Raw genomic sequence first — 11531 nt, 5'->3', positions numbered from 1 at the left:
CCGGTGGCGCTCTCGCTTACCGGGGCTACAGCGCTGTGCGATTTGGTAGCCCGGCCGAGCGAAGCGCGGACCGGGGACATTAGTTAGCCATGACTAAACAAACGCGGCGCACGCTCGCTGTCGCTGCGCTTCATCACCCGATCGAGCACCTGTGCTTCCAGTTCCGCCAGCTTCGCCGAGCCGAACCGCCGCGGACGCGGAATATCCACGCTCAAATCGAGGCCAATTTTCTTTTCTTCTATTAACAGCACCCGGTCGGCCATCGCCACCGCTTCACTCACATCATGAGTTACCAGCAACACGGTAAAGCCGTGTTCTTGCCAGAGCGAAACAATCAATTCCTGCATTTCCAGACGGGTGAGGGCGTCAAGCGCTCCCAGCGGTTCATCCAGCAGCAGCAGACGCGGGCGATGGATCAGCGCGCGGGCCAGCGCAACGCGCTGTTTTTGCCCGCCGGAGAGGGCCGCCGGCCACTCATCGGCTCTCTCTTCCAGCCCGACGCTGGCCAGCGCCTGGCGGGCGGCATCGCGCCACTGGCCCTTCAGCCCAAGTCCAACGTTGTCGATAACCGTTTTCCACGGCAGCAACCGCGCGTCCTGGAACATCATGCGCGTATCCTCCTGGATCTGCGCAAGCGGCGTCGCGCCTGCCAGCAGTTCGCCGCCATTGGGTTTTTCCAGCCCGGCCAGCAGGCGCAACAGGGTGCTTTTACCGCCGCCGCTGCGGCCGACCACTGCGACAAATTGCCCGGTAGGAATATGTAAATCCAGCTCATTGAGAATGACATTGTCGCCGTAGCGTTTGCTGACCCCATTGAGTAACAGCGGGATCCCGGGATTAAGACGAGCAGTATTCATGCGTTAGCCTCCTGAAGACGGTACGCCGGGTTCCAGCGCAGCCAGACGCGTTCCAGCAGTTGCGCGCTAAAATCGGCGAGCTTGCCGAGAATGGCGTAAAGAATAATGGCGACCACCACCACATCGGTTTGCAGAAATTCGCGGGCGTTCATCGCCAGATAACCAATCCCGGCATTAGCCGAGATGGTCTCAGCAACGATAAGCGTCAGCCACATTAATCCGAGAGCGAAGCGAATGCCGACCATAATCGAGGGCAGGGCGCCGGGGAGGATTACGTGGCGGAAGAGGGCGAACCCGGATAAGCCATAGCTACGCGCCATTTCCACCAGACCGCGATCGATATTGCGGATACCGTGCCAGGTATTGATATAAATCGGAAACATCGTCCCCAGCGCGACAAGAAATATTTTGGCGCTTTCGTCAATACCAAACCACAAAATCACCAATGGAATTAGCGCCAGATGCGGCACATTGCGCAGCATCTGGATGGAGGTATCCAGCAGGCGTTCGCCCCAGCGCGAGAGGCCGCTGATGAGTCCGAGCGTCAGGCCGATGGAGCCGCCAATGGCGAAGCCGAGTAAGGCGCGCCAGGAACTGATCGCCAGGTGTTGCCACAGCTCGCCGCTGGCGGAGAGCGTCCAGAAGGCTTTCAGTACCCCCTCCGGAGAGGGGAGAATACGGGTTGAGAGCCAGCCTACTGATGACGCCAATTGCCAGATAAGCACGGTGCCCACCGGTAAAAACCAAGGAGCGAGGCGTAATAGAAGTTTTTGCGAAGAGGCTGCCATAGTTCGCTCCCTAACTTTGCGCCGCTTTACGCGGGATAAATTCGTTCGCCACCGCTTCGCCCTGCAGGCGCAAGTTTTGCGGCTGAGGGATCGTCGGGACGTTGACATCGAGCAGCGGGAACAGCAGTTCGCCGACTCGCCAGGCTTCCTCAAGGTGCGGGTAGCCGGAGAAGATAAAACTGTCGATGCCTAGTTCGGCGTATTCATTAATACGTTCGGCGACGGTAGCCGCATCGCCCACCAGCGCGGTGCCCGCGCCACCGCGCGCCAGACCGACGCCCGCCCACAGATTCGGGCTGATTTCCAGCTTGTCGCGACGGCCGTTGTGCAGCGCCGCCATGCGGTGCTGGCCAACAGAATCGGTTTGCGCGAAGGCTGCCTGCGCGCGGGCGATGGTTTCGTCATCCAGATGGGAGATTAAGCTTTCCGCCGCTTGCCATGCCTCTTCATTGGTTTCGCGAACGATGACGTGCAAACGAATACCAAAGCGGACGCTGCGGCCGAGGCGCGCGGCTTTCTCACGCACCTGGGCAATTTTTTCCGCCACCTGCGCTGGCGGTTCGCCCCAGGTCAGGTAGAGGTCGACCTGTTCGGCGGCCAGATCCTGTGCAACGTCCGAGGAGCCGCCAAAGTAGAGCGGCGGTCGCGGCTGTTGCTGCGGCGGGAAGAGCAGTTTCGCCCCGCGCACGTGCTGGTGCTTGCCGTGGAAAGTCACGGTTTCACCTTCCATCAGTTTGCGCCAGATATGGGTGAACTCGGCGGAGGCTTCATAGCGTTCGGTGTGGTCGAGGAATACGCCATCGCCGGCTAATTCATTTGGATCGCTGCCGGTGACCAGATTGAACAAGGCCCGGCCATTAGAGAGCCGGTCAAGCGTGGCAGCCTGGCGCGCGGCGACGGTGGGGGATACCACGCTTGGGCGCAGCGCGACAAGAAACTTCAGCCGTTGGGTGACGGGGATCATTGAAGCGGCAACCAGCCAGGCATCTTCGCACGAGCGTCCGGTAGGAATGAGTACGCCGGTGAAGCCGAGCCGGTCGGCGGCCTGGGCGATTTGCTGCAGATAACTGTAATCTACCGGGCGCGCGCCTTCATCGGTGCCCAGATAGCGGCCGTCACCGTGGGTGGGTAAGAACCAGAACATATTCAGACTCATGATTTCGCTCCTTGTGCGGGGGCAGGCTGCCAGATACGGTTTTGAATAGTGATTTTTTTCGGTACCAGCTTGTTTTCATAGAAGAGATCGGCGGTTTGCTGCTGGCGAGCGGCCGTTTCAGCACTTACCGGTGATATCGCAGTGGGCGGACGATGGTCTAGATAGCTGGCAATCACCGCTTCGGGTAGACCCATCGTTTTGGCCAGCAGGGCAATACTTTGCTGGCGATGGCTAATGGTCAGGGCATCCGCCTGGCTAAAGGTCTCCAGCACCCCTTCGATAAAGGCGCCGTTCTTTTCGGCATAAGGACGAGCGGCAAGATAGAACGAACCGGTCTGCTTTAGGTCGCTACCATCTTTCAGTACCCGTACCCCGCCTTGCAGCAGCGCCGCAGAGTAATAGGGATCCCAGATGGCCCAGGCGTCGACATTACCCTGCTGGAAAGCGGCGCGGGCATCGGCGGGGGCGAGATACACCGGCTGGATATCGCTGAATTTCAGACCTGCCTGCTGTAGAGCGCGCAGCAGCAGATTGTGCGAGCTTGAGCCCTTCTGGAACGCCACCTTACGGCCTTTCAGTTCAGCCACGCTTTTGATTGGGCTGTTATCGGCAACCAGAATCACTTCCGCTTTCGGTTTCGCTGGTTCAGCGCCGATATAGACCAGGTCGGCGCCGGCAGCCTGAGCGAAAATCGGTGGGATATCGCCGGTGCTGCCGATATCAATACTGCCGACGTTCAGCGCTTCCAGCATTTGCGGCCCGGCGGGAAACTCGACCCATGAAATCTTAGTTTGCGGATAGCGTTGCTCCAGCAGTTGATGGCTCTTCGCCAGCACCATACTGACGCTGCCTTTCTGGTAGCCGATGCGTAACGCTTCCGGCGCCTGCGGGGCCGCATGCGTAATAAAGGAAAGCATGAGTAGCCCGCCGAGGGTTAGGGCACGCAGAGGATTAAGCATGCTCAACCCCCTGTAACGTCTTTAGTCCGGGGATGCGGCTGTTGCGGCGATTCAGCGCCTGCCAGAAGGTCTCCAGCGCCTGGTCGAGACGGTTTTGCAGATTCGGTGTGAACTGCGGCTTGTGTTGATAATCGGTGACCTGGCTGTCATCGGCGAATACGCCGTGGAGGATCTCCTGCGCTTTGAGAGCATTAAGCACTGGTTTAAGCGCGTAATCGACCGCCAGCATATGGGCGATGGTGCCGCCTGTCGCCAGCGGCAGGACAATTTTGCCTTCCAGAGCGCGTTCGGGGAGCAAGTCTAGTAGCGTCTTCAGCGCGCCGGAAAAAGAGGCTTTATAGACGGGAGTGGCGATAATCAGGCCATCAGCGCCGGCCAGTTGTTCATTTAAGGTATGCAGAGCGGGGTTATCGAAGCGGGCGTAAAGCAGATCTTCGGGATCGAAATTCTGTAAATGCCAGTGATAGACTTCGATGTCGGCCGCGGTAAGTTTCTCTCTGGTGTACTCCAGCAATGCGCTTGAGCGAGAAGGGTAGCGGGGGCTGCCCGCGATTGTAATAACGCGCATACACTCTCCTTATAACCAAATGTTTGCATTTATCTATAATTGATAACATTTTATGGCAGTGTGACAGAGGGCGTTTATTTCCCTAAATGATTTTTCCGGCGTTAAATTGCCAAAATGCGCATAACAGGCGGCTGAGAAGTAAACGTTTGCGTTGGTCGCGTGATTTTTTGTCGCAGGTCAATTCCCTTTCGGGCGCGGATCGAACATAATACGCCCCCGGTTTGCACACCGGGAATCCAGGAGAGTTCATGTACTATCCCTTCGTTCGTAAAGCTCTTTTTCAGCTCGATCCTGAGCGCGCTCATGAAGTAACCTTCCAACAATTACGCCGCGTCACCGGCACGCCGCTGGAAATGCTGGTTCGACAAAAAGTACCGTCGAAACCCGTTACCTGCATGGGGCTCACTTTCAAGAATCCGCTGGGGCTGGCGGCCGGGCTTGATAAAAACGGCGAGTGTATTGATGCGCTCGGTGCGATGGGCTTCGGCTCAATCGAAATTGGTACCGTGACTCCGCGTCCGCAGCCGGGCAATGACAAGCCGAGGATCTTCCGTCTCGTCGATGCCGAAGGTTTGATCAACCGCATGGGCTTTAATAACCACGGCGTTGATAACCTGGTCGAGAATGTGAAAAAAGCGCATTTTGACGGCGTGCTGGGGATTAATATCGGTAAAAATAAAGATACTCCGGTAGAGCAGGGTAAAGATGATTATCTGATTTGTATGGAAAAAGTCTATCCATACGCTGGATATATCGCCATTAATATCTCCTCGCCGAATACCCCAGGGTTACGTACTCTGCAATATGGCGAAGCGCTGGATGATTTACTCAGCGGTATTAAAAATAAGCAGCTCGAACTTCAACAGAAACATCAAAAATATGTTCCTGTGGCGGTGAAGATCGCCCCGGATCTTTCTGTCGAAGAATTGATCCAGGTAGCCGACAGCTTAGTCCGCCATAATATTGATGGCGTCATTGCTACCAATACCACCCTCGATCGTTCATTGGTTCAGGGGATGAAGCATTGTGATGAAACCGGTGGGTTGAGTGGTCGTCCATTACAATTAAAAAGCACCGAAATTATTCGTATGCTGGCCACGGAATTAAATGGTCGTTTGCCAATTATCGGAGTTGGCGGTATTGACTCGGTGATTGCCGCTCGTGAAAAGCTGGCTGCTGGCGCCACGCTGGTACAGATTTATTCCGGGTTTATTTTTAAAGGCCCGCCGCTGATTAAAGAAATTGTTACACACATCTAATCTTTTCCGCCTCTGAATCTTCCCCAGGGCTTTATTTCCAGCCCTGGTTGTTTTATATTCCTTCATTGTTGCTTATTTAGACATTTTAGTCTTTTCTTAATTTTAGAAATTATTCTGTAGCAGGATGCCATTGCTTTGCAGAAGGAAGTGGAAGAGGACGGGGGTAGAAATGCGGATTAAACCTGACGATAACTGGCGTTGGTATTATGACGAAGAGCATGACCGCATGATGCTCGACTTGGCCAATGGTATGTTATTTCGCTCACGTTTTGCCCGGCGCATGTTAACGCCTGATGCTTTCGCGCCATCGGGATTTTGCGTCGATGACGCGGCGCTCTATTTTTCTTTTGAAGAAAAATGCCGCGAAATTGAATTAAACAAAGAGCAGCGTGCCGAATTAGTATTAAATGCCTTAACCGCGATCCGTTTTCTGAAACCACAGATGCCGAAGAGCTGGCATTTCACCACGCATCAGCAGAACTGGCAACCCGCCAGCGGCGACGCCGCCAGCGTGTGGATCAGCGATACCGGCGAGCAGGTCAATTTGCTGGTGGTCGAACCGGGTGAAAACGCCACGCTTTGCCTGCTGGCGCAGCCAGGACTAACTCTGGCTGGCCGGGTAATGCAGTTGGGCGATGTGATTAAAATTATGAATGACAGACTGCAGCCGGCGCAGAACACGGCCAGCTACAGCCTGGGGCAGGCGGTTTAAGGCGCCAGGCGCAGCGCGGTTTTCGGTACGCAGCTGCAGCATAAAATGGTGCCATCCGCGGCGACCGCATTTTTCTTTAACGGACTCACTTCACCCTCTTCCAGGCGGATCCGACAACTGCCGCAGATCCCGGCGCGGCAGGAATAAGGGATACGAATGCCCTGTTGTTCCAGCTGCTCCAGCAGCACCTGCTGGTTGTTGCCGGTAAACTGTTGCCCTTGCCACTCAATCTCAACCGTCGCTTTTGGCTGCGCATCGGCCGCCAGCGTATCGTCGCTATCGCCAGCGCCATAGGCTTTAGCCGGGCCGCGCGTCAGCACTTCCACCTCATCACCCACGCGGATTACGCCGCTGTTGCGGGCGATTAGGTTCTGGCCAAAATCGACATCGCCGTTATCCTGCGCGGTACGAAAACGCTTTAACGTTTCCAGCGGCTCGCCGGACGGATGCTTTTGCCCACGCTCCGGGCTGACGGTGGTGAAAATGCAGCGGCTACAGGGTTTGGCAACATCAAATACCACCTCGCCGATACGTATGACTTTCCAGCTATCTTCATCCCACGCCGCCGCGCCGGTGACCACCAGATTAGGGCGAAACTGTTCTATGCTTACGCTGGCAGGGCACCGTTGCTGCAGGTCGCGAAGCGAGGCCTCGTTGGCGAGCAGGTAGGGATAACCATCGGCGAAGGAGAGCGGTACCGCGTCGTGGCGTTTTACTCGCCGGGTTAGCTGCGGCCCGAGCCAGCGCAGTTGGACGTCGCGGTTGAAGAAGCCGCTGAGCCACTGGTTGATGGCGGCTGGCGCGATTAAGGCGGTGAAATGGTTGCCCCACACCTCCGTCGGCTCGCCCTGGGGAGCGAAATCATCAAAGCGCACCAGCGCGCTGCTGCCATCTGGCGCGGTCAAGTGCAGGCCGTCATGAAGCGGCGAAGGCAGGAATTTCACCATCTGCGGAAACTGGCGCGCGGTAATAAACGTACCGTCGGTTTCAGTCAGCATAAAGATGCGGTCGAAGGCCATGCCGCTAATATCGGCAAAGGCATGGGTGACGCCAATTCCGCGCATGGATTTGACGGGATGAATAAAAAGTTTCGATAGCGTTACCATACGCTGCCCCTGGGTTCAAAAATAAGCCTTTAACTTTATGACATAGGGCACATATTGGCTATAATGCGCACCAATTTTCTTTAAGTAAAAGTGACGATATGAAATCTCTGTTTGCCAGCACGGCTCGCGGTCTCGAAGAGCTGTTAAAAACTGAACTGGAAGGACTTGGCGCCACGGAGTGCCAGGTCGTCCAGGGCGGGGTTCATTTTCAGGGAGATACGCGCCTGCTGTATCAAAGCCTGATGTGGAGCCGGCTGGCCTCGCGCATCATGCTGCCGCTGGGTGAGTGCAGCGTGTATAGCGATCTGGATCTCTACCTGGGGGTTCAATCGATTCCGTGGACGGAGATCTTTACCACTGACGCCACCTTCGCGGTGCATTTTAGCGGCCTCAATGATGAGATCCGCAATAGTCAGTATGGCGCATTAAAAGTCAAAGACGCTATCGTCGATAGCTTCACGCGTAAAAACCTGCCGCGTCCGAATGTCGATCGTGAAAATCCCGATCTGCGTATCAACGTCTGGCTGAACAAAGAGACGGCGCATATCTCGCTGGATCTGAGCGGCGAAGGTCTGCATCTGCGCGGATACCGTGATGGTACCGGCATGGCGCCTATCAAAGAAAACCTCGCGGCGGCAATCGTCATGCGCTCCGGCTGGATGGCGGGAACGCCGCTGCTCGATCCGATGTGCGGCTCCGGCACATTGCTGATTGAAGCGGCGATGCTGGCGACCGATCGCGCGCCGGGCTTACACCGCGGCCACTGGGGCTTCGGCGGCTGGGCGCAGCACGATGACGCTATCTGGAAAGAGGTAAAAGCTGAGGCGCAAACGCGCGCTCGCCAGGGGCTGGCGGCTTATGAATCACGCTTCTACGGCTCTGATGTCGACGAGCGCGTAATTGAACGCGCGCGCCGCAATGCCCGCCGCGCCGGTATTGGCGAGCTCATCAATTTCGAAGTGAAAGACGTCGCGCAGCTCAATAATCCGCTGCCGAAAGGCCCGTACGGCACCGTTATCAGCAACCCGCCGTACGGCGAGCGTCTGGAAAGCGAACCGGCGCTGATTGCCCTGCACAGCCTGCTGGGACGGATTATGAAAAACCAGTTTGGCGGCTGGAACCTGTCGGTCTTCAGCGCCTCGCCGGAATTGCTGAGCTGCCTGCAGCTGCGCGCCGATAAACAGTTTAAAGCCAAAAACGGCCCGCTGGACTGCGTACAGAAGAACTATCATCTGGCGGAAAGCGAAGGCGGCAAGCCGGCGATGCTGGCGGAAGATTTTGCTAACCGCTTGCGCAAAAATCTGAAGAAGTTTGAAAAGTGGGCTCGTCAGGAAGGTATTGAATGCTATCGCCTGTACGATGCCGATTTGCCGGAATACAACGTGGCTATCGACCGCTACGGCGAATGGGTGGTGGTGCAGGAGTACGCGCCGCCGAAAACCGTCGATGCGCACAAAGCGCGCCAGCGTCTGTTCGATATTATCGCCGCGACTATCGCGGTATTGGGGATCGCGCCGAATAAACTGGTGCTGAAGACCCGTGAACGGCAGAAGGGTAAAAATCAGTACCAGAAGATGGCAGAGAAGGGCGACTTTATTGAGGTACAGGAGTATAACGCGCGTTTGTGGGTTAACCTTACCGACTATCTCGACACCGGTCTGTTCCTCGACCACCGTATCGCCCGTCGTATGCTGGGCCAGATGAGTAAGGGTAAGGATTTCCTCAACCTGTTCTCCTATACCGGCAGCGCCAGCGTCCACGCCGGTCTGGGCGGCGCGCGTTCAACCACCACCGTCGATATGTCGCGCACCTATTTGGAGTGGGCGGAACGCAACCTGCGTCTCAATGGCTTAACCGGCCGCGCGCATCGCCTGATGCAGGCGGACGTGCTGGGTTGGCTGCGGGAAAGTACCGAGCAGTTCGATCTGATCTTTATCGATCCGCCGACCTTCTCCAACTCCAAACGAATGGAAGACGCCTTTGACGTGCAGCGCGATCATATCCGTCTGATGACCGATCTAAAACGTCTGCTGCGTAAAGGCGGCACGATTATGTTCTCGAATAACAAACGCGGTTTCCGTATGGATCATGACGGGCTGGCGGCGCTTGGCCTGAAGGCGCAAGAAATTTCGCAAAAAACGCTGTCGCAGGATTTTGCTCGCAACCGTCAGATCCACAACTGCTGGCTGATTACCGCGGCCTGAAAGGAATAAAGAATGTCACTGATTAGTATGCACGGCGCCTGGCTTTCGTTCAGCGATGCGCCGCTGCTGGATAATGCTGAACTGCATATCGAAGATAACGAACGCGTCTGCCTGGTTGGGCGTAACGGCGCGGGTAAATCGACCCTGATGAAAATCCTCAACCGCGAGCAGGGTCTTGACGATGGGCGTATTATTTATGAACAGGATCTGATCGTCGCGCGTCTGCAGCAGGATCCTCCGCGTAACGTCGCCGGTACGGTGTACGATTTTGTCGCGGAAGGGATCGCTGAACAGGCGGCGTACCTGAAGGCCTATCATGACGTTTCGCATCAGGTGATGACCGATCCGAGCGACAAAAATTTAAATGAACTGGCCCGCCTGCAGGAACAGCTGGATAACCTGGGGCTGTGGCAGTTAGATAGCCGTATCAACGAAGTGATCGAGCAGCTTGGCCTTAACGCCGACGCGCAGCTTGCGTCGCTGTCCGGCGGCTGGCTGCGTAAAGCGGCGCTGGGCCGCGCGCTGGTTAGCGGGCCTCGCGTACTGCTGCTGGATGAACCGACTAACCACCTCGATATCGAAACTATCGACTGGCTGGAAGGGTTCCTCAAATCTTTCAAAGGCACCATCATCTTCATTTCGCACGACCGTTCTTTTATCCGCAATATGGCAACGCGCATCGTCGATCTCGATCGCGGCAAGCTGGTGACCTATCCGGGCAATTACGATCAATATCTGCTGGATAAAGAAGAAGCGCTGCGGGTTGAAGAGCTGCAGAATGCTGAATTCGACCGCAAGCTGGCGCAGGAAGAGGTGTGGATCCGCCAGGGGATTAAAGCGCGTCGTACCCGCAACGAAGGACGCGTCCGCGCGCTGAAAGCCATGCGTCGCGAACGCGGCGAGCGCCGTGAAGTTATGGGCAGCGCGAAGATGCAGGTCGAGGAGGCTTCTCGCTCCGGCAAAATCGTCTTTGAGATGGAAAACGTCAACTATCAGGTTGACGGCAAAGTGCTGGTCAAAGATTTCTCCGCGCAAATCCAGCGTGGCGACAAGATTGCGCTGATTGGCCCGAACGGTTGCGGTAAAACCACGCTGCTGAAGCTGATGCTCGGCCAGCTACAGGCCGATAGCGGGCGTATCCACGTCGGTACCAAGCTGGAAGTCGCCTACTTCGACCAGCACCGCGCGGAGTTGGATCCGGACCGCACGGTGATGGATAACCTTGCGGAAGGTAAACAAGAGGTGATGGTAAACGGTAAGCCGCGTCACGTGCTGGGCTATCTGCAGGACTTCCTGTTCCATCCAAAACGGGCGATGACCCCGGTACGCGCGTTGTCCGGCGGGGAGCGTAATCGTCTGCTGCTCGCGCGCTTGTTCCTGAAACCCAGTAACTTATTGATTCTCGATGAACCGACTAACGACCTTGATGTCGAAACGCTGGAACTGCTGGAAGAGCTGATCGATGGCTACCAGGGCACCGTGATGCTGGTGAGCCACGATCGTCAATTTGTCGATAACACCGTGACCGAGTGCTGGATCTTCGAGGGCGGCGGGCGTATCGGCCAATATATCGGTGGTTATCACGACGCGCGTGGACAGCAAGCGCAGTCGCTGGCGAATAAACAGCCGATTGTAAAAAAAACGGCGGAAGTCGCTCAACCGAAAGCAGAAAGTGTCAAACGCGCCGCCAGCAAACTAAGCTATAACCTGCAGCGCGAACTGGAACAGCTGCCGCAGAAGCTGGAAGATCTGGAAACTCAACTGCAGACGCTGCAGGAAAAAGTTGCCGATCCTTCGTTCTTCGGCCAGCCGCATGACCAGACCCAGCAGGTGCTGGCGCAGTTAGCGGAAGCGGAACAGGCCCTGGAAGCGGCCTTTGAACGCTGGGAATATCTCGAAGGACTCAAAAACGGCGCTTAAGC

Annotated in this window: 10 protein-coding genes; 4 read left to right on the top strand and 6 right to left on the bottom strand. The window is 56.4% G+C overall.

The features are described 5' to 3' along the window. Positions 1-83: 83 nt before the first annotated feature. The 5 genes from ssuB to ssuE are packed head-to-tail and all read right to left on the bottom strand — an operon-like array spanning position 84 to position 4328. Entirely contained in the window at positions 84-857 is a 774-nt protein-coding gene (gene ssuB / locus ACSEMK_RS16695; protein WP_430914980.1) for an aliphatic sulfonates ABC transporter ATP-binding protein, read from the bottom strand. Continuing rightward, positions 854-1645: an aliphatic sulfonate ABC transporter permease SsuC gene (gene ssuC / locus ACSEMK_RS16690; RefSeq protein WP_015367447.1), complete on the bottom strand. Its 792-nt coding sequence runs from the start codon at positions 1643-1645 to the stop codon at positions 854-856. The genes ssuB and ssuC overlap by 4 nt, the downstream gene beginning before the upstream one ends. A gap of 10 nt (positions 1646-1655) precedes the next feature. Next, a complete protein-coding gene (ssuD, locus tag ACSEMK_RS16685) occupies positions 1656-2801 on the bottom strand; it encodes an FMNH2-dependent alkanesulfonate monooxygenase (protein ID WP_015367446.1) in 1146 nt (381 codons plus the stop codon). Then, on the bottom strand, positions 2798-3760 hold the full coding sequence (locus tag ACSEMK_RS16680; protein ID WP_411325380.1) for a sulfonate ABC transporter substrate-binding protein: 963 nt from the start codon (positions 3758-3760) through the stop codon (positions 2798-2800). The genes ssuD and ACSEMK_RS16680 overlap by 4 nt, the downstream gene beginning before the upstream one ends. Then, complete coding sequence (ssuE, locus tag ACSEMK_RS16675) at positions 3753-4328, bottom strand: NADPH-dependent FMN reductase (protein WP_087858135.1); 576 nt, start codon at positions 4326-4328, stop codon at positions 3753-3755. Before ssuE ends, ACSEMK_RS16680 begins: the two co-directional genes overlap by 8 nt. Positions 4329-4576: 248 nt before the next feature. Here ssuE and pyrD point away from each other — a divergent pair, with 248 nt between their 5' ends. Next, positions 4577-5587: a quinone-dependent dihydroorotate dehydrogenase gene (gene pyrD / locus ACSEMK_RS16670; RefSeq protein WP_042892893.1), complete on the top strand. Its 1011-nt coding sequence runs from the start codon at positions 4577-4579 to the stop codon at positions 5585-5587. 169 nt (positions 5588-5756) lie between these two features. Further along, positions 5757-6299: a cell division protein ZapC gene (gene zapC, locus ACSEMK_RS16665; RefSeq protein WP_087858134.1), complete on the top strand. Its 543-nt coding sequence runs from the start codon at positions 5757-5759 to the stop codon at positions 6297-6299. Here the strand turns inward: zapC and ACSEMK_RS16660 are convergent. Beyond that, complete coding sequence (locus tag ACSEMK_RS16660; protein WP_113374277.1) at positions 6296-7405, bottom strand: YcbX family protein; 1110 nt, start codon at positions 7403-7405, stop codon at positions 6296-6298. The two genes, zapC and ACSEMK_RS16660, sit on opposite strands and share 4 nt — an antisense overlap. Positions 7406-7503: 98 nt before the next feature. Here ACSEMK_RS16660 and rlmKL point away from each other — a divergent pair, with 98 nt between their 5' ends. Both rlmKL and ACSEMK_RS16650 read left to right on the top strand, forming a co-directional pair. Continuing rightward, positions 7504-9609: a bifunctional 23S rRNA (guanine(2069)-N(7))-methyltransferase RlmK/23S rRNA (guanine(2445)-N(2))-methyltransferase RlmL gene (gene rlmKL / locus ACSEMK_RS16655; RefSeq protein ID WP_087858132.1), complete on the top strand. Its 2106-nt coding sequence runs from the start codon at positions 7504-7506 to the stop codon at positions 9607-9609. A gap of 12 nt (positions 9610-9621) precedes the next feature. Beyond that, entirely contained in the window at positions 9622-11529 is a 1908-nt protein-coding gene (locus ACSEMK_RS16650; protein WP_020079244.1) for an ABC transporter ATP-binding protein, read from the top strand. Positions 11530-11531 lie beyond the last annotated feature (2 nt).

This window comes from Klebsiella sp. K-3, assembly GCF_051207495.1.
Lineage (GTDB): Bacteria > Pseudomonadota > Gammaproteobacteria > Enterobacterales > Enterobacteriaceae > Klebsiella > Klebsiella aerogenes.
The sequence above is the reverse complement of the archived record's forward strand: the minus strand, read 5'-3'. Positions and strand labels throughout refer to the sequence as shown.

Excerpts from the sequence above, each read along its gene's own strand:
- ssuB (WP_430914980.1), bottom strand. The coding sequence starts at position 857 with ATGAATACTGCTCGTCTTAATCCCGGGATCCCGCTGTTACTCAATGGG.
- ssuC (WP_015367447.1), bottom strand. The coding sequence starts at position 1,645 with ATGGCAGCCTCTTCGCAAAAACTTCTATTACGCCTCGCTCCTTGGTTT.
- ssuD (WP_015367446.1), bottom strand. The coding sequence starts at position 2,801 with ATGAGTCTGAATATGTTCTGGTTCTTACCCACCCACGGTGACGGCCGC.
- ACSEMK_RS16680 (WP_411325380.1), bottom strand. The coding sequence starts at position 3,760 with ATGCTTAATCCTCTGCGTGCCCTAACCCTCGGCGGGCTACTCATGCTT.
- ssuE (WP_087858135.1), bottom strand. The coding sequence starts at position 4,328 with ATGCGCGTTATTACAATCGCGGGCAGCCCCCGCTACCCTTCTCGCTCA.
- pyrD (WP_042892893.1), top strand. The coding sequence starts at position 4,577 with ATGTACTATCCCTTCGTTCGTAAAGCTCTTTTTCAGCTCGATCCTGAG.
- zapC (WP_087858134.1), top strand. The coding sequence starts at position 5,757 with ATGCGGATTAAACCTGACGATAACTGGCGTTGGTATTATGACGAAGAG.
- ACSEMK_RS16660 (WP_113374277.1), bottom strand. The coding sequence starts at position 7,405 with ATGGTAACGCTATCGAAACTTTTTATTCATCCCGTCAAATCCATGCGC.
- rlmKL (WP_087858132.1), top strand. The coding sequence starts at position 7,504 with ATGAAATCTCTGTTTGCCAGCACGGCTCGCGGTCTCGAAGAGCTGTTA.
- ACSEMK_RS16650 (WP_020079244.1), top strand. The coding sequence starts at position 9,622 with ATGTCACTGATTAGTATGCACGGCGCCTGGCTTTCGTTCAGCGATGCG.